14 protein-coding genes are annotated in these 17,771 nt (G+C 41.3%); 8 read left to right on the top strand and 6 right to left on the bottom strand.

Annotation, left to right across the window (positions count from 1 at the left end; genetic code table 11):
- The first annotated feature begins 6 nt into the window (after positions 1-6).
- Complete coding sequence (locus V7K76_RS15290; RefSeq protein ID WP_334780113.1) at positions 7-879, top strand: phosphodiester glycosidase family protein; 873 nt, start codon at positions 7-9, stop codon at positions 877-879.
- A 2-nt stretch (positions 880-881) separates the two neighbouring features.
- Here the strand turns inward: V7K76_RS15290 and V7K76_RS15285 are convergent, their stop codons facing one another.
- Both V7K76_RS15285 and V7K76_RS15280 read right to left on the bottom strand, forming a co-directional pair.
- On the bottom strand, positions 882-1,034 hold the full coding sequence (locus V7K76_RS15285; RefSeq protein WP_334780112.1) for a hypothetical protein: 153 nt from the start codon (positions 1,032-1,034) through the stop codon (positions 882-884).
- Positions 1,035-1,072: 38 nt separating this feature from the next.
- Positions 1,073-1,555 (bottom strand): DUF4174 domain-containing protein, encoded by a 483-nt coding sequence (locus V7K76_RS15280; protein WP_334780111.1) that lies wholly within the window; start codon positions 1,553-1,555, stop codon positions 1,073-1,075.
- 265 nt (positions 1,556-1,820) lie between these two features.
- Here V7K76_RS15280 and V7K76_RS15275 point away from each other — a divergent pair, with 265 nt between their 5' ends.
- Positions 1,821-2,033: a hypothetical protein gene (locus V7K76_RS15275; RefSeq protein WP_334780109.1), complete on the top strand. Its 213-nt coding sequence runs from the start codon at positions 1,821-1,823 to the stop codon at positions 2,031-2,033.
- A gap of 250 nt (positions 2,034-2,283) precedes the next feature.
- Here V7K76_RS15275 and pbpC read toward each other — a convergent pair whose 3' ends face one another.
- Positions 2,284-4,617, bottom strand: coding sequence for a penicillin-binding protein 1C (pbpC, locus tag V7K76_RS15270; protein WP_334780108.1), 2,334 nt, complete (start codon positions 4,615-4,617; stop codon positions 2,284-2,286).
- A 692-nt stretch (positions 4,618-5,309) separates the two neighbouring features.
- Between pbpC and V7K76_RS15265 the strand changes: the two genes are divergently transcribed.
- Positions 5,310-10,979, top strand: coding sequence for an alpha-2-macroglobulin family protein (locus V7K76_RS15265; RefSeq protein WP_334780107.1), 5,670 nt, complete (start codon positions 5,310-5,312; stop codon positions 10,977-10,979).
- A gap of 323 nt (positions 10,980-11,302) precedes the next feature.
- On the opposite strand, the gene V7K76_RS15260 is transcribed toward V7K76_RS15265, so the two are convergent.
- A complete protein-coding gene (locus tag V7K76_RS15260; protein WP_334780106.1) occupies positions 11,303-11,536 on the bottom strand; it encodes a Nif11-like leader peptide family natural product precursor in 234 nt (77 codons plus the stop codon).
- A 551-nt stretch (positions 11,537-12,087) separates the two neighbouring features.
- On the opposite strand from V7K76_RS15260, the gene rplU reads away from it, so the two are divergent.
- Positions 12,088-12,495 (top strand): 50S ribosomal protein L21, encoded by a 408-nt coding sequence (gene rplU / locus V7K76_RS15255; protein WP_292850704.1) that lies wholly within the window; start codon positions 12,088-12,090, stop codon positions 12,493-12,495.
- 29 nt (positions 12,496-12,524) lie between these two features.
- On the top strand, positions 12,525-12,824 hold the full coding sequence (gene rpmA, locus V7K76_RS15250; protein ID WP_334780104.1) for a 50S ribosomal protein L27: 300 nt from the start codon (positions 12,525-12,527) through the stop codon (positions 12,822-12,824).
- Positions 12,825-13,262: 438 nt separating this feature from the next.
- On the opposite strand, the gene V7K76_RS15245 is transcribed toward rpmA, so the two are convergent.
- Positions 13,263-14,255: a hypothetical protein gene (locus tag V7K76_RS15245; RefSeq protein ID WP_334780103.1), complete on the bottom strand. Its 993-nt coding sequence runs from the start codon at positions 14,253-14,255 to the stop codon at positions 13,263-13,265.
- A gap of 404 nt (positions 14,256-14,659) precedes the next feature.
- Between V7K76_RS15245 and V7K76_RS15240 the strand changes: the two genes are divergently transcribed.
- The 3 genes from V7K76_RS15240 to V7K76_RS15230 all read left to right on the top strand — a co-directional run bounded on the left by V7K76_RS15240 (position 14,660) and on the right by V7K76_RS15230 (position 16,927).
- Complete coding sequence (locus tag V7K76_RS15240; protein ID WP_334780102.1) at positions 14,660-14,917, top strand: hypothetical protein; 258 nt, start codon at positions 14,660-14,662, stop codon at positions 14,915-14,917.
- Between the two features lie 686 nt (positions 14,918-15,603).
- On the top strand, positions 15,604-16,200 hold the full coding sequence (locus V7K76_RS15235) for a cytochrome b/b6 domain-containing protein (RefSeq protein WP_334780101.1): 597 nt from the start codon (positions 15,604-15,606) through the stop codon (positions 16,198-16,200).
- A gap of 7 nt (positions 16,201-16,207) precedes the next feature.
- Positions 16,208-16,927, top strand: coding sequence for a molybdopterin-dependent oxidoreductase (locus V7K76_RS15230; RefSeq protein WP_334780100.1), 720 nt, complete (start codon positions 16,208-16,210; stop codon positions 16,925-16,927).
- Positions 16,928-16,940: 13 nt separating this feature from the next.
- On the opposite strand, the gene V7K76_RS15225 is transcribed toward V7K76_RS15230, so the two are convergent.
- Positions 16,941-17,729: a Uma2 family endonuclease gene (locus V7K76_RS15225; protein WP_334952868.1), complete on the bottom strand. Its 789-nt coding sequence runs from the start codon at positions 17,727-17,729 to the stop codon at positions 16,941-16,943.
- Positions 17,730-17,771 lie beyond the last annotated feature (42 nt).

The raw sequence follows: 17,771 nt of genomic DNA, 5'->3' as shown, positions 1-17,771 counted from the left end.
AAACAAATGAGAAAAATTGGGTTGCTAGGTTTGACACTAGTTAGTTTGGGAACGTGGTTTAGCTTGCGTTCCTCACCACAATCTATATCTTCTGTTGCGCCCTCACCACCAAAAACTATCCACTACCTTGAGCGCATCTTGCCCCAAGGCATAGCTCACATTTTGTTAATTCCAGCCAATAGCAGATTTGTGGTAACTGGGGCATTATCAGCCAAAGCAAACACCGTAGAGGAATTTGCCCAAAAACGTCAAGCGATCGCTATCTTAAACGCAGGCTTTTTTGATCCAGCCAATCAAAAATCTACATCCTATGTTGTTGTTGCTGGTCAACTTGTGGCTGATCCCAAAGATAATGAGCGGCTAGTGAATAATCCCCAGTTAAAGCCCTACCTGAATCTAATTTTTAATCGCCGCGAATTTCGCCGCTACCGATGTGGGCAAACCGTCCGTTATTCGATTGCCTTGCACAATGAATCACTACCAGCAGATTGTCGCTTAGTTGATGCCATAGGTGCTGGACCGCAACTGTTACCAGAACTCACCTTAGTACAAGAGGGTTTTGTAGATAATGCCAAGGGACGCGATGCACTAGGCAGCAACCAACTCAACGCTAGAACTGCTGTAGGTATTACTCGTGATGGCAGCATTATTTTAGTAATGGTAGCGCAAAAACCTTCACAACCAAATAACTCTGGCATATCTCTACTGCAACTAGCAGACTTAATGAAAATCCTTGGTGCGTCCGAAGCGATGAACTTGGACGGAGGTAGTTCATCTTCGCTTTATTACAAGGGTAAAACTTTTTACGGAAAAGTTGATTTACAAGGAAATCTCATCAAGCGACCCGTGAAATCAGTTTTAATGGTTCAAGAAAAGTAGTATTATCCACCACGCCCGTAAAGGACAAAACAGACAATGTGCGGATTGTGAGTGTAGAGATGGCAGCGATGCCGTTCGCGGAGCGTCTCGTAGAGAAGGCGGGCTACGCCTACGCAGTCGGGAATTTTCATAGCAGCAGTGTACTGCTTTGTCACAAGCGATCGCTTCCTCGCTTGTATTTTATAGTTACTTTCTACCTCGAAGAGCGCATTTCTTGCTGGCGCATGGGCATAGCGTCAATTTGCTCAAAGATTGCTGTAGCTTTGACAGGTGTAGTGTCTTGGCGCTTAACACCACCATCTTTGCCTACCAAAATGACGCGAAAATTTTCTTTATCAACCCCAAAGCGATTTCGCAACTTGGCAGCAGAAGACTGATCTATTAACTGTCCGTTGGCATAGCTTTTATCTGTTGCCAAAACCTGAACGAGAACTAAATCCCGGTCTTGAAAACCGTTTTGGTGCTGGTTAAATAACTCCATCTGTTGCTGATAGTTATGGTTATCAACCGACGGTGCAAACACTAGTAACACACGGTTTTGCCATTTTTGGGAACTAAGGTTAAATGAAGACATTTTGATGGCTTGGGTTGAACTTGGGACAGTACCAGCAATGCTGACTGGTGACACGGCTGTACAGGCGGTGAGAGTAAGGGCAATTAATACTGACTTATTCACGCTCTTGGTTGTTTTCTTATTCCATCATCTCAAGCTATCATCAGTTTTCCCACTCTGACTCTATCTGGTGGTTTATTTTGGGTATTAGGTAGAGGTAGTGCAACTTTTTCTCCCTGGAATTTTTAAGTGCGATGCCTACGGCGGGCGGTTACGCCATCGCACTTAAGCGATATCCTTAAATCCTAGAGCGCCACTTTGTAAGTGCTAAATCTGGTAGTGATTCTAGAGAATTACAAACATTGTTGTTTCGCCTAATTTCGGTCTAATGAATAAAAAACAAGTTAAAAATTCTCCGGTTTATACTTATGATTATCCGGTTCATGATTATGCAGATAACAGTATTTATCTAGTTATTTACTGCAACGGTAAAAACATTAAATCTCTAAAAAATGAAGATGCACAGTGGTTACTGAAGGCTTTAGAAATCTGGACAAGTCCAGAAGATATTCAAGCACTCTTAAGTTCGTATCACTACTAGACATCTCCGAAAAAGAACGTAGAGACGTAGCACTGCTACGTCTCTATAAGGGTTCTGGGTAACGCATATTTAATTTCTGGAGATGTCTACTAAATTAGCGGAATATTACCCGCTTATGAAGATATAACACTAATTCTTTCGTTGGGCGATCGCTCTGGTAATAGAAGTGAAATTTCCCTTAAGAGATGGTGACTCAAGTCTCGAAGTTAGCTATCAAAGCATTATACTCATTTTTCTTCCTTCTTTTTGTTTAAGTCCCACTAATAGAAAATCCTCGACGCGTAGGTTTAAGACTAGCTAACTCTACCTGAAAACTCACCTTGTCGCTCATTTCGCCACTTCTCGCCTCTAAAGTCCATTTTCCAGGACGCAAATACCAAAATAAAGAATTAGCTGAGTTGGTATCTAACTTTTCACCATTCAGCCACCATTCTACAGGTGCAGATTTATTTCCCACTAACTTAAATTCAAGTTTCTGCTTCGCTTCTTCACCTGGATACACTAAGAATAAATCGCCATGATGGGGAGATAAAATTCTCAAATTATTAGAAGTAGTAAAATTTGATTGCTGTTGTTTCGCCAACCATTCATCATACTCCGGCGGCAAATTGAACTGATTTTCACGTTCGTAATTATTTTTATCTTCTGGATAGAAATATTCCTGTACCACTGAGGTACAATCTGGTGTTGGTCGTAACCCCGAAATTGCACAAATAGGTAATTGCACCAAACCTTCTGGAGGCTGAAAACCTGCTGGTTCTTGATGTTCGTGCAGATGTAACATGATTCGATTCCACAAGGGTGCTGCGCCTGTCACACCTGAAACTTGACGCATCGGTTCACCATTGAAATTACCTACCCAGGTAGCGACGGTGTAATCTGTAGTGAAACCAACCGTCCAAGTATCGCGAAAATTGGAAGAAGTGCCCGTTTTAACAGCCGAAGGAAAGGGTAAATTTAACACCGAGTTTACACCAAAGGCTGTTGCACGAGCATGGTTGTCACTGAGTATGTTCGTAATCAATTGCCAAATTCTGTAATTAGAGAGTGTATAACTTGTAGAGACGCGATTCATCGCGTCTGTAGGGATTGGGTAATTAGAAAATGTGCTTACTAAAGGAATCGCATCTCCAAATCGTGCTATATTCAGGTAGGCACGGGCTAATTCCCAAAGACTCACTTCACCACTACCAAGAGTCAAACCCAAACCATAATGTTCTGGTGTTTGATTGAGGTGTTCAAATCCCAGTTGATGCAGCCGTTCTAAGAAAGTTTCCACACCTACTTTTTCTAACACCCTGACTGCGGGTACATTTAGGGAATTTGCTAAAGCTATCCGTACCCGCACAGGGCCAAGAAACTTTTCGGTGTAATCAGTTGGGCTATAAAGTTTCGCACCGGGAATGGCGTAATGGGCGGGTACATCTGCCAAAATGGTATTTGGACGAATTAAACCTTTTTCTAAAGCTAATTCATAGACAAAAGGCTTGAGGGTAGAACCTGGTTGACGTAACGCTTGCACTCCGTCATTGCGTCCCAGTTTGGCTTCATTAAAGTAATCAGGTGAACCGACATAAGCCAAAACTTCCCCAGTATGGTTATCAATCACCAACGCCGCTGCATCATGGACATTGTTAGCGGCGAGAGAAGAAATTACCTGTTGTAACTGTGCTTCGACAAACTGCTGCAAAGGGCGATTTATGGTGGTGCGGATAGGGGAATTTTGTTCTGTTTGCGTCTTATCAAACTGATTGGCTAACCAAAATAAAAAGTGTGGTGCCGCGATAATTCCCCGTTGGCGAGATTGAAACACAATTTTTTCGGCGGATGTTCGGGTTGCGTAGCTTGCCGCCGTAGGCATCGCCTCACTAATATACTTTTCCTGTACCATCCGATTAAGGACGTATTTTTGTCGCTGTTTCAGCCGTTCCCAATGTTCATAAGGGTTAAAGTATGTGGGATTATTGGGAATAGCAGCCAACAAACTAGCTTGAGCAAGATTCAATTCACTCGCTGGGATAGAAAAATAAATCCGTGCGGCTGCTTCCACACCATATATATTCCCTCCCATTGGCAGCCGATTGATATATGCAGCCAGAATTTCATCCTTATTCATCCCTGCTGCTAACCGCCAAGATAGCCAAATCTCACTCAGTTTACCAGAGAAGCTGCGCGGCACTGGATCTAACATCCGCGCCAACTGCATAGTAATAGTGGAAGCGCCGGAAACAATTCGTTTCGCATGGATGGCTTCTTTAGCAGCGCGGATAATTGCTTTCATATCCAACGCCCCATGATGGTAAAAGCTGCCATCTTCGGCGGCTAAAATGGCATGGATAAACTGGGGCGAAATTTGATTTAGTGGTACTACTGATGTATGCTCTTGGTCACGAGTGAGTAGTGTTCCTAATGGTAAACCATTGCGATCGCTAAATTGCATTGCCAACTGATTTTGGGCAATATCTGCGGCTCGAACGGGCGCAAAATAGGGTAGTAAACGTATAATCAAGCAGATTAGCAGCACAGCCAGGATAACTTTGCTACTGTGCTTAAGTTTGAGTAGCGATCGTGAAACTAGTTTCATCAGGGAATACCCTGTCTAAGAAAACTTACCTTTACTTTCCCGCAGACTTACTTATATCTACATCAGTAAATATATCAAATACTTAATAATTTATTATTACTAACTTAGCAGATAGAAATTAATGTTTGCGAAATTTAAATACTTCTTTATAGTTAAGAATTGTAGTTATTTTTTGGAACAATCACACTGAGTTAGTTATCAATATAAATAAACATAGTTAAATCCAAACCTTGGGTACAACTAACTAGTCGTCAGGGCTATTTCATTCCCATCTAGCCCGCCTCAGAATGAATTCTGAGTCTAATAGCAAAAGTCGTCTAAAGACGACTGATAAAAGGTTATAGTCCGTTTTAACGGACTTTAGTTATGAGCTGCGGAACTTTAGTTCTGGGCGGTTTATATCTAGAATGAAATAGCCCTGAACTAGTCGTACTGCGTCCTTTATTAGCCTTGACATTGCCCAATACATAAGGTAATACAAACTTTTATTCGTTATAGTTTGTGAATTTTTAATTACTAAAAATATGATTATTAGAGCTTTACTACGTTTTCATTATAAAATTATCCATCTCTTCCTCGGCGTCCTTGGCGTCCTTCTCTTCGAGACGCTGCGCGAAGGCGGTTCGTTAAAAAAAATCTCACATCGCAAGAAAACAATACAGTTTCTTCTACTCTTTACATTTACACTAGCAATGACAGGGTGTAACTTCTTTAGTATCAACTCAACCAAAGAACAACTCCCAGTAGTCTCTCCACTCACACCACCAAAATTACCAGACTGGATTGAACAAATTAGTCCCATTGGGGATGCCAAACCTCTTAACCAAATTCGCATCCGTTTTAAAGAGGCTTTAATCCCAGTTGAAAGCCTTGACAGCCCAGAACAGCAACAATTATTACAAAAATTTGCCCTTTGGCCGCCTTTACCCGGTCAATTTCGCTTTTTGACACCGCGTATGGTAGGATTTCAAGCTGATAAAGCCTTGCCAATAGCGACAAGATTTCAAGTCACCCTCAAAGCGGGTTTAGCAGACTTAAAAAATCATCGCCTAGACAAAGATTTACCTTGGACTTTCAATACCGCATCTATCAACCTGACGAATTTACCAGGTGTCAATCCCATTGAAAAAGCTGATATTGAACCAATTGATTTACAACAGAAGTTACAGTTTACTTCTAATGTCGAATTAGATTTAAATTCTGTACAAGAACATTTACAGTTAACCCCTGAAGGAAAAAACAAGGGTGTAGGTTTCAAAGTCGAATTAAACAAAGAAGAAAAACCATTAAAAAATGAAGAAGACCCTTTAGAAAAATTTGACCCTTCAGCAAGTAATTGGATTTATAACCTCATCCCCCAACAAAATCTCGAAAAAGCAACCCGTTATCGCCTAGTATTTTCTCCTGGAATACGCCCGGCTTATGGCAATCTACCTACAGAGAAAGAATTTGCCAGTAAGTTAGCAACTTATTCGCCTTTGGCATTTCAGAAAATTAACTTTTATGGACAACCAGATTCAGGGGGAACTTTTGGAAGATTTCTCAAAGGTAGTCCGCAGCTAGAATTTAATAATGTTTTATTGCCAGATTCAGCTAAAGAAAATATTTCTATTAATCCTGCACCAAAAGAGATTGCGAGAATTATCCAAATAAATGATGAAGATAAAATTGTCGGCATCAATCCTTATGCGCTAGAACCTGCCAAGACTTATACAATTACTATCGGCGGAAATCTCAAAGATAAATTTGGGCAGACTTTGGGTAAACCTCTAACACTTAAATATGATACTGGAGATTTAGCTGGGGATATCTGGGTGCCATCAGATTTGAATATTTTCCCTACAGGTAAAGATTTACAGCTAAATATTAGTACGGGAAATCTGCCAGAATCTAAATATAAAGCAGCTTATCGAGTAGTTAAACCGACAGATTTAGTTTATTTTAATAATGGTAGTGATTTATTACCACAACCTTCTGAATGGCAAAGCTTTCAGGTATCGGGTAAGAAAAATCAATCAGTTGATATCGCTGTTCCTCTGCGGGAAAAAATTAGTGCAGCGACGGGAATGTTAGCTTATGGAGTCCAAGCCCGCACGAATAAATATCAGGATAATGGTAAAGAACTGTGGCGAGAACCTACGACTTATGGCTTAGTTGAATTGACTAATTTGGGCGTATTTACTCAGTGGTTTCCTGAGTCAGGTTTAATTCGCGTCAATCATCTTACAGATGGTTCGCCAGTTAAAAATGGGGGTATAGAAATTTATCAATCCAAATTACAAGCAAAATCTCGCCCCGAAGCAGTACCTTGTGCAACAGGTAAAACTGATGAAAATGGAATTTTCAGAATTGTTCGTGAAGGACTACAGCAATGTTATTCTGGGAATGAAAGCTCTAGTAAATCACCACAATTATTAGTAATTGCCCGTGAAAATCAAGATTGGGCATTCGCTAGAACCGAAGAATATAGCGGCGTTTATGGCTATGGTATTGATGCGGGTTGGCAAGATGCTAAACCTGAATCACGTGGGGTAATTTTTTCGGATAGACAATTGTATCAACCAGGTGAAAAAGCTTGGTTGACTGGTTTCGCAGACTTCTTACAAAATGGCGCAATTCAGCAAGATAAAAATGCTGCTTACCAATTAACTTTGGTAAATCCTGATGGGCAAAAAACCAGCTTGGGTACACAAACTACAAATGAATTTGGCACATTTTCTCTAGAATTGCCAATCAAAACTACTCAGCGCTTAGGCTATTATACAATCCAGGCGAAGGGGAAGAATGGACAAGAAATTTCTGGAGAATTTCGGGTAGCTGAATTTAAGCCACCGAATTTTAAAGTCGAACTTAACTTAGATAAAGAATTTGCTCTTATTGACGAGAAAGTTAATATTAATGCTACAAGCAATTATTTATTTGGCGCACCTGTAGAAGGTGGAGAAGCAAAATATTTTATCACTCGCCAGCAAGCAAATTTTGTTCCTAAAGGTTGGGAAGAATTTACTTTTGGTAGGCAATGGTTATGGCCAGAGGAAACTCCTAGTATATCTAGTGATGTCTTGCAAACTAATGCCCAGCTAGATGCTAATGGTAAAAGTAGTCAAACTGTGAATGTGGCTAATGATTTACCATATCCGATGACTTATCAGGTGGATGTGCAAGTTGCAGATGTTTCTAATTTGTCTGTAGCCAATTCCAAAACTTTTACCGCCTTACCAAGTAATCGCCTCATCGGGTTAAAAAGTAATTTCATCGCTGATGCTGGCAAGGCTTTTTCCATTGAATTAATTGTTACTGACCCTACAGGAAAACCGATAACAGGTCAACGAGTCCGGGTAGAATTACAGCAGATAAAATATAGCAGCGTCACGCAATTAGTTGAAGGTAGCCGAACACCAAAAAATCAAGTTGAATATAAAACGGTAGGACAAGCAGAAATTACATCTGCTAGTAATCCACAATCGGTAAGCTTGACAGCACCTGAATCTGCTTCATACCGGATTAGAGTTAATTTTAGCGATGCCAAAAGCGAATTAAGTGCGACAGATTTACAAATTTGGGCAACTGGAGGAAATTCTGTATTTTGGGGTTCTAAAGAAAAAGATGTCTTAGAAGTTAAATTAGATAAAAAAGAGTTCAAACCAGGCGATACCGCTACTGCACTAATTCAATCTCCCTATCCAGATGCAGAATTGTACTTTGCTGTAATTAAAGACAAACCCCTTTATCAGCAAGTTATCAAAGTTCAGGGAGGCGCACCACAAATTCAGTTTCAAGTTACGCCAGGAATGCTGCCAAATGCAGCTATTGAAGCTGTGTTAGTCAGACAAGGTAAACCCATAAACCAGGTAGAAGCGGGAAGTTTAGATAACTTGGTTAAGATTGGTATTACACCTTTTAAAGTTAAGTTAGAAGATAAGTATTTAAAACTGCAAGTTAAGCCGGTACAAGCATCATTAGAACCTGGTGCAGAAGAAACAGTACAACTAGAACTGAAGGACAATCAAGGAAACCCCACCAAAGGACAGTTTACAGTCATGGTGGTAAATGAAGCGGTGTTACAACTTTCTGGTTATCGTCCGCCAGATTTGGTAGATACAGTTTATGCAGAACAGCTGATTTCTACCCGCTTTAACGATAATCGCGCAAATGTCATATTACAAGCACAAGATGTAGCTAAACCCAAAGGTTGGGGTTATGGCGGTGGTTTCTCAACTGGTGCAGCAAATACTCGCACTCGCACCGATTTTCAAGCCTTAGCTTACTACAACGGTTCTGTTCTCACCGATGCAAATGGGAATGCACAGATAACCTTCAAATTACCGGATGACTTAACTACATGGCGGGTGATGGCTGTAGCCACCGATGGAAATCTACGTTTCGGTAATGGAGACGCGACATTTATCACCACCAAGCCACTGCTAACTAATGCCATCTTGCCACAATTTGCCCGTCCAGGCGATCGCATCCTCGCTGGTTTATCTGTAACTAACAACACCGGGAATTCAGGAAATCTCTCAATTAATGGCGAACTTAGCGGTACGGTGAAGTTTGCTGATAAAAACCCCACAGCAACTTCTTTACAAACCAAAGCCGAATCCGCAACTCACGCTTATCGCTTTCCAATGATGGCGGATAGTGTGGGAACTGGTAAAGTTCGGTTTACCACTCAGCTAAATGGTACAGCCGCAGATGCTTTTGAAGTACCTTTGGAAATTAACCCAATTGAAATTACAGAACAAGTCGTGGAAACTGGTGTTACTGAAAAACAGGTGAAGATTCCCCTGAATGTTGATAAAAATACCTTCCCTGATGCGGGAGGTTTAGATATTCAGTTGGCGAGTACTTTGATAACGGAGATTCAAGCACCAGCCAAGCAGGTTTTAGAAGATGATGATTTGCCGTTTACTGAACCAGCTGCAAGTCAGTTAATAATTGCTGCCAATCTGCAAACTATTTCCCAAAAATATGGTCAGACTTTTGCAGAATTTAATCCTAGCCAACAGGCAAATAAAGCAATTGAAAAGTTACAAAAACTTCAAATAGCCGATGGTGGTTTTGCTGCTTTCCCCGGACAAGAAAAATCTGACCCTTGGGTTTCTTCCTATACAGGTGAATCTTTAGCTAAAGCCAATCAGGTATTCCCGAATTTAGTCGATTCGGCAATGGTGTCTCGCCTGAAAGCTTATTTGCAAAAAGTTCTGGCGAACCCCGGAGAGTACGACTTTTGTAAACAAATACTCTGTAAAAGACAACTGCAACTTCATGCTTTAATCTCTTTAGCAGAATTGGGAGACAAACGCAATACTTTCCTCGCAGATATTTATGAACAGCGCAACAACTTTGATGTAGTAACTCAAATTAAACTAGCGCGATACTTATCTCAATTCCCTGAATGGCAAGATGAATCTCAACAATTAGTCAACAAGCTGCAACAGAATATCTATGAAACTGGCCGCACAGCTGTTGTAAGTTTACCAGGTAATTGGGGATGGATGAGTTCATCTACCACAACGCAAGCGCAAGCTTTACGTTTATTTATTGCCAAACAAAGTAAACCCGAAGTTATAGATAAGTTATTCCAAAGTCTTTTGGCATTGCGACGGGATGGCACATGGCAAACTAACTATAATAATGCCCAAGCATTAACAGCTTTGGTAGAATATAGCCAACTACAACCCACACCACCGAATTTTGTTGCCACAGTGGAATTAGCTGGTAATAAGTTAGGAGAAAATCGCTTTAATGGCTATCAAAATCCTAGTTTACAACTAAATGTGCCGATGAATAAATTACCTCGTGGGCGTAATGATTTAACGCTGCAAAAATCAGGTAATGGCACTTTGCACTATTTGGTTGCTTATAATTATCGCTTGCAAGGCAATCAACCAGGCAGATTTAATGGTATACGCATAACACGAGAAATTAGTCAAGTAAATCAAGAGAAAATTTTGCAAAAAACAGGTCTTTATGCTTTCGATAAACCCTTGACTTTAGCCTCTGGACAGGTGTTTGATATTGGTTTAGAAATTATTGCTGATCATCCTGTGGATCATTTGGTGATAAAAGATCCGCTACCATCAGGTTTTGAAGCGGTGGATGCAAGTTTTCAAACTACCACAGCTGCATTACAAGCAAAAGCCGATAGCTGGGAACTTGGCTTTAAGAATGTGTACCGCGATCGCATTATCGCCTACGCCGACCATCTGGAACCAGGAGTTTATAGCTTGCACTACCTAGTCCGTTCTGTCACCCCTGGGACATTTTCTTGGCCTGGTGCGGAAGTTCACTTGCAATATGCACCAGAAGAATTTGGGCGAACTGCTGAGTCTACATTGGTGGTTGAGGATAAGTCGTAACAACTATCGTCGGATTGTTCCAAGATTGTGCCCCCAGAAAATCTCTTGTTGTTTTACCATGTTTTACAACAAGTTTTTCTTTGAGGCTGAGGTAAATAATTATAGCGGTTCCCATTCAGTAGCGATCGCACCACACCATCTTCACCTTAGGGGTCAATTCTTTATCCCCCAAAAATTCATCTCACGCTCCTAAGAGTGAGGTATGGGATGAATTTTTATTTTAACAAGAATGCCCCTAAAGGAGATGATGCAACAGTATCCCCTTGAGGAGCAAAACTTGTCAATTCAATTGTTCCTATACTTTCGATTTCCCAGAGCAAGAATTATCTAGGATAAATGTGGCGTCTAGTCCCCCATCCTGGATTGACAATGGCGGCTAAATCTTCTTCAGATAATTTGCTAATTTCACTATCCAGTTCTCTGGTGTTGAAATCATAGCCACGCTCTTGAGCAATTTTGATGAAGGCTTCTGGATCATCTGTTGCTTTGAGTCTTTGCTGTAATGCTTGATCTTGTTTTACAGCTTGAAAAAGTCGAGCAGCGTTTTGCTGTGTCATGACAATCAATCTCCTGTTTGAAATATCAGGTTTGAATGTGGTAATTTAACTTTTGGGGATTCACTAACTTCTGCAAAGAATTTCTAAATTATGCAATCTCACATTTGATCTTAAAACAAAGAAGAAAAATGTGTTGATTTTGATAAAAAAATATAAATTTTATGCTAATCTTAATATTATTTTTTTTAAATTCAGTCCTAAGATAGTAGCAATTTTTATCTAAAAAGTACTACTTCTGACTTATTGTAAATGCAATTTAGATTTGTGCGAGTGGGCAACATCTAAGACTGACTACACCTACATCAATAACCACTGTTGGCTAATTCCTCCCCACTCTTGGAAAATGAGTTTTCATTTTCAGGCAGAGGAGACAGCAATGCCAAACCCAAAAATCCTGTTAAAGCTTGACTTGACGACTGTTAATAAAATAGTATGTTAGATTGTCTGTCTAATTCCTGCTCGGATCAGGTAGACATATTACAAAGGCTGGCAAAAGCGTCTCTATAAGAGATAAAACCAGCTACCTGTACGGCAACCTCAAGGACAATTCCATGACCTACGCAATTATTGAAACTGGCGGCAAACAAATACGAGTAGAGCCAGGTCGGTTTTACGACATTGAACTGCTTGCGATTGAACCAGACGAAAAAGTTACAATAGATTCCGTATTGCTCGTGCAGCACGATGGCGAAGTCACCATTGGACAGCCACTAGTGACGGGGGCAACTGTAGAAGGGACTGTATTGCGACATTACAGAGGTCGTAAAGTCCTGGTATACAAAATGAAGCCGAAAAAGAAAACCCGCAAAAAACGGGGGCATCGTCAGGAAATTACCAGACTTTTGATAGACTCCATCACCCTTAACGGTGCAGTATTTGCTGCCCAAGGAGAACCGGAGAAAGAAACCCCCGTTATCGATGAAACTCCTGCCGAAGAACTAGAAACCGCTGCTGAATAATAAAAGAAGTAGATACACAAGAGGAAATTATGGCTCATAAGAAAGGAACAGGTAGTACACGTAACGGTCGTGATTCTAATGCTCAACGTCTGGGTGTTAAGCGTTATGGCGGTCAAGTTGTACGTGCAGGAAACATTCTCGTGCGTCAGCGTGGTACCAAATTCCACCCTGGGAACAATGTCGGTATTGGTAGCGATGACACTCTGTTTGCCTTAATCGACGGCGTTGTAACCTTTGAGAGAAAGGGCAAAACCCGTAAAAAAGTTAGTGTTTATTTACCTGTAGCTGCTGCTGTTGAGGCGGCTCCTGCTGAAGCAGTAGCAAGTTAGAGTGTTAGGGTGGGCATAATTCAATTCCCACCCTAATTGCTAGTTATAGCGTTTCCCATTCAAATGGGTTACAACGTTATATCACAAGGTGTAAGGGCACGGTCTGCCCATTGGTGTCAACTTAACGTGAAAGCAAGTCTAGAATTAGCTTTTAGATTACCTCGTTCCCAGTCTCCGACTGGGAATGCTTGTCTTTGAGGCTCCGCCTCTCTTACTGGCGGCAGAGCCACCAGGAGCAGCATTTCCCGACTCTGGCTGGAAACGAGGTTTTAAAGGAGTTTCAGCTTAAGTTGACACCAATGGGTACTGCCGTACCCCTACACCTTGCGGTATAATGTTGTACCTCATCTGAATGGGAACCGCTATATAGCACTGATATGACAATCAGATTTGCATAAATATTAATTAATATATATTCACTTAACTTTTACCCCTTACTTACTCTAAAAAATAAGTTCCTAACTCTTTTATTCTCTCTACCCAACCTTTTACCTCATCACCCACTTTATACTTCCATTGAAGTTGAAGTACTTCTCTAGTATGAGAATCATCAAATATAACTTTGTCTTTGTTTTCAAAGACTGGCGCCAGAAATTCTACTTTAGCAGCCTGGGCAAATAAAGTTGACACTTGGCTAATACTCAAATTTTCAGGCGCAGCAAGGTAATGTCTTCCTTTGGAGCCAAATCGCGCTACGCCAATGTAGCAGTCTGCTAAATCTTCAACATGAATCCACGCGGTCATAAAATCTGGTGGAAATGGCTGAGAGCCTTGGTGTGGTTTCCCTGTAATGAACTGCTGAATTGCAAAATCCCAGAAACCGCCACGAGTTGGGGCTGAACCATACACTGATGAAGGATAGACAATCGAGGCGTTACCGCCATTGCTGATATATTCTTCTACTAGCCCATCTTTCAACACATTTACACCTGCTAGTAAGTCAAGACATACTAAATATTCGGGCAGTGTATAACCTTTTGGCGGAGGTGTTTCTGTTATTCGTCCTCCATTGGTGGTAATCAAAGAGAAATTCCCACTGGTTGTAATTACATGAATATCTGGTGAAACTGCACTAGCACCGTGTAAAGCGGCTTCTAATGGTATACGGTCGAAAGCGAATTGAGCTTCTTTGGTTGATTCTAGAGGCATGTGCCACGCTACATTAATTACTGTTGTAATATCATGTTTGCGAATTGCTTGTGCAACATCATTGCTGGAAATATCTGCCTCTTGAGAGCGGATTATTTCTTTGCAGAAAGGCTTTATACCCTCAATATCACTACTCGGTCGCACAAGTGCCAATGCGGCAAAATCTTCTGTCTGAGAAAACTTACGGCACAGCGCTCCGCCAATATAGCCGCCTGCTCCTATAATCAGGACATTTTTAACGGAAGAGCTTTTTTCGGATGAAAATTCTTTGTTGTTTGACATATTTGAAATTTGTAGCTAATCAGCTTTTTAATATTTCTAAAATAGCGCTTAAGACAAATTAAATATAGGCTGTGGTCTTGATTACCATAGATACCTGAGAAAATGCTGAGAATTAACTAAATTTTCTCAAGGGATAAATTTATGAAAATTATGGCTTTGTTTCAGATAGGCTTCAGTCCTAACAGAGATACTTTGGATGTTCAGGATAACTCAAACATCAGTAGTGTTATAACCGAAGACGTTATTTGATTGCAATGTAGATGCGATTGCAGTAACAAGAATCTGATGGAGTCCTTTACAAGAAGACATCTTCTTTACTCCAATAGCCTTTATAAATCTGCTTTTAGCTTAGTTTCCTCCGATCAATCAATACAAAAGAACTATCCAAAGGACGAAAGAAGACTATGAACTGGAAAATACTTTCTTTAATTGCTGGTTTGATTTTAACTACCAGTCTCACTGCTTGTTCTAGCAGTCCTGCAAGCAACAATCAAATTTCTCCTAACGCCTCTCCTGCTATGAGCAAAGACAAAGCCGGCGATGCTATGGGCAAAGATGCAATGGGTAAAGATAAAGCGGGTGATGCGATGGGTAAAGATGCAATGGGTAAAGACAAAGCGGGTGATGCGATGAAGCAATCGCCTGCTTCCACCAAACCTTAGCCACAACTAGCTTTGCATCTCACTTTTCTTGTACTGGGTACTAGTAGTCTGTCCCATTAAATTTGAGAGATAAAAGAACGAACCGCATTCGCGCAGCGTCTCCCTTTGGGAGAAGGACGCAAAGAGCGCAAAGTTAAGAGGTAAAGAAGAGAAATTGGAATTTGATTCACCTATCAAAATTAATGCGATAGACAACTAGTGGTCTGTCCCAAAAGTTTTGAGAGGTTAGTGGTGTTTAGATCCCCGACTTCGCAGAAGTTGTCGGGGATCTAGCAGCCCAACAAAATTAATGGGACAGATCACTAGCTCCATTCTTTCCCACTCAATCCCTGTGAAACGTGCCAATTTTAGATTTTGGGTTAGAAGACTCAATCCAAAAGTCTAACTAGGAACAATGTGACATACTCCTACACGGACTGCAAGCAGTGCAGTGTAGGCTTCTCACCCAATCCGGCTATTGCTTAGGAGGCGATGAGCTTTATTAAAGAGACGGAATGCCCTACCGCCCCTATTTATTAATTTTAACTTGGATTTGTTCGTTTCCTCCACATCCCTTTTTCCCGTGCTTTACACATCCAAAAAGGGATAGTCGTCACCTCACTCGCATTCATCTCACACTCCTAAAAGTGAGTGTGAGGCTTCTGCTGATCCAACTAAAAATCCAAAATCCAAAATCCAAAATTGGTATGATTTCATCTAAACGCAAAGTCCGCTCAACACCAAGTCAGACTTTCTTATCAAAAACCTTTCACTGGATTAATATCATCAGTCTCATTTTGATGATCTCTAGTGGACTGCAAATCTATAATGCTAATCCGGTATTTGGAGGGCGTGCAGGTTGGCATTTTCCTGACTTTTTGTTGCTGGGAGGTTGGTTAGGGGGTGGGCGACACTGGCATTTTGCTGCTATGTGGCTGTTTTCAATGAATTTACTTTGGTATGGACTTTATATCTTTGTAACTCGTCGTTGGCAGCGTCGCTTTGCTGATGGCGGTGATTTAAAAGCATTGCAAGTCAGCCAGAACCCAAAGCGCAAGAATTACGCATGGCATCGTCTAGTTTATACTGCTATCATTCCAGTGCTGCTGCTGGCCATCTTGAGTGGTTTGGCGATGTACAAACCTGCTCAACTGCATTGGCTTTCTGGGCTGTTTGGTAGTTGGCAGACTTTACGGACTGTTCACTTTATCACTGTTCCCACTGTCATACTATTTACAATTGCTCATTCCTTACTTGCCCTGAAGGTAGGAAGCATCCGTCTAGTTAAATCTATGTTCCTGTAGAGGTTCTATGAGTCTGATTCTTCCCAAACGCACATTATCCCGTCGTCGGTTACTGCAACTATCTGGACTTTCAGGGGTAGGTTTTCTTTTAGGTGGCTGTGGGACAGATTTGTTCTCAGATAATCTCCGGCAAATATCTGAGCCACTAAACCAAAGTTTTGAAGCACTCCTGCTAAGTCAAAAACTAGTACCTGAATTTTCTGTCAATGCCATAGAAGCAGACAAATTGCTAATTAATTCCTTTAACTTCACTCCGCAAATTGATCCGGCGCGGTTTCGCCTGACGATTGATGGTGAGGTTAATAACGCGATGCAATTGAGTATGGCAGATATTCAAAAACTTCCCTTGACTTCAATGGTAATTCGCCATGTCTGTGTTGAAGGCTGGGCTGCGATCGTTCAATGGGGAGGTGTGCGATTGCGAGATTTAGTAGCGCTGGTACAGCCTAAGTCAAACGTCCGCTATGTCTATTTTAAATCTGCTGATGGCTATTATGAAAGCTGGGATATTGCCTCTGCTATACATCCCCAAACTCTCATGGCTTATGAAAAGAATGGACAACCATTATCAGCTGATAATGGTGCGCCTATGCGCCTAGCATCTCCAATTAAACTGGGATACAAGCAAAGCAAGTGGGTAACTCAAATTACATTTGTCAGCAACTTGTTACCTACTGAAAAAGGCTATTGGGAGGATAAGGGCTATGAGTGGTTTGCAGGGTTATGAGGCAGGCAAGAAGCTAATCTAGATCGGGTTCAACGCCTAGCGATCGCAATTGTGCAATCAACCGTTCAGTCCGTTGTCTTTCTTGTTCAGCTCGTTGACTTTCTCGTTCAGCCCGTTGACTTTCCTGTTCAGCCCGTTGACTTTCTTGTTCTGTAGAAGTCAATACCCAATTGAGAGTCCCATCATACCACCGTAACCAGGGCTGTTCTACATCTTGATAGCGTCCCTGCCAGACACCCAAGCCTAATTCTAGTTCTGGTATCCAAAGACGTGACTCTGACAACGCTATCTCAGCATAACGACCGCCATCTAATTTAAACACCCTTAATTTATATTTGTACCGATCAAATACTGCATAATAAGGCACACGTAGAATCTGCTCATATACTTCCCATTTTCCTGGTGGTTGCTTGATATCCCGCAATGTCTGCCCCAAATCTTCCTTTTCAGTGCCGGGAGACAGCAACTCAATCACAATAAAAGGGTGAACTCCCTCTTGCCAAACGACATAACTTAAGCGTAAATCCCGTTGTTCGTAGAGACGGGAAACACCTAAAGCGGCAAACCAATCTGGTCGCTTATGCCACAGTGGATAGCGCGGGTCATAATAAAGATTCAGATCGCTAGCAACAAATATTTCGTCGCTAGGATAATTTGGTGGACGAAAGGTTTCGTCTAACAGACGAGGTTGCAATAAATGAAACTGATCGGGCAAACCAGGCTCCTGTGGATCTTCACTGGGAAGATCATACATGGTCGGCAATACATCTTTTGGCGATCGCGGCGGGTCAGTTTGATACATCATAAAGCAGTCCTGATGATGAAACTCTCAGTTCTATTATGA

It is taken from the genome of Nostoc sp., from assembly GCF_036917975.1.
GTDB lineage: Bacteria > Cyanobacteriota > Cyanobacteriia > Cyanobacteriales > Nostocaceae > Nostoc.
The sequence above is the reverse complement of the archived record's forward strand: the minus strand, read 5'-3'. Positions and strand labels throughout refer to the sequence as shown.

Bases quoted from the DNA above. Each gene is read 5' to 3' on its own strand.
- V7K76_RS15290 (WP_334780113.1), top strand. From the start codon at position 7: ATGAGAAAAATTGGGTTGCTAGGTTTGACACTAGTTAGTTTGGGAACG.
- V7K76_RS15275 (WP_334780109.1), top strand. From the start codon at position 1,821: ATGAATAAAAAACAAGTTAAAAATTCTCCGGTTTATACTTATGATTAT.
- pbpC (WP_334780108.1), bottom strand. From the start codon at position 4,617: ATGAAACTAGTTTCACGATCGCTACTCAAACTTAAGCACAGTAGCAAA.
- V7K76_RS15265 (WP_334780107.1), top strand. From the start codon at position 5,310: ATGACAGGGTGTAACTTCTTTAGTATCAACTCAACCAAAGAACAACTC.
- V7K76_RS15260 (WP_334780106.1), bottom strand. From the start codon at position 11,536: ATGACACAGCAAAACGCTGCTCGACTTTTTCAAGCTGTAAAACAAGAT.
- rplU (WP_292850704.1), top strand. From the start codon at position 12,088: ATGACCTACGCAATTATTGAAACTGGCGGCAAACAAATACGAGTAGAG.
- rpmA (WP_334780104.1), top strand. From the start codon at position 12,525: ATGGCTCATAAGAAAGGAACAGGTAGTACACGTAACGGTCGTGATTCT.
- V7K76_RS15245 (WP_334780103.1), bottom strand. From the start codon at position 14,255: ATGTCAAACAACAAAGAATTTTCATCCGAAAAAAGCTCTTCCGTTAAA.
- V7K76_RS15240 (WP_334780102.1), top strand. From the start codon at position 14,660: ATGAACTGGAAAATACTTTCTTTAATTGCTGGTTTGATTTTAACTACC.
- V7K76_RS15235 (WP_334780101.1), top strand. From the start codon at position 15,604: ATGATTTCATCTAAACGCAAAGTCCGCTCAACACCAAGTCAGACTTTC.
- V7K76_RS15230 (WP_334780100.1), top strand. From the start codon at position 16,208: ATGAGTCTGATTCTTCCCAAACGCACATTATCCCGTCGTCGGTTACTG.
- V7K76_RS15225 (WP_334952868.1), bottom strand. From the start codon at position 17,729: ATGTATCAAACTGACCCGCCGCGATCGCCAAAAGATGTATTGCCGACC.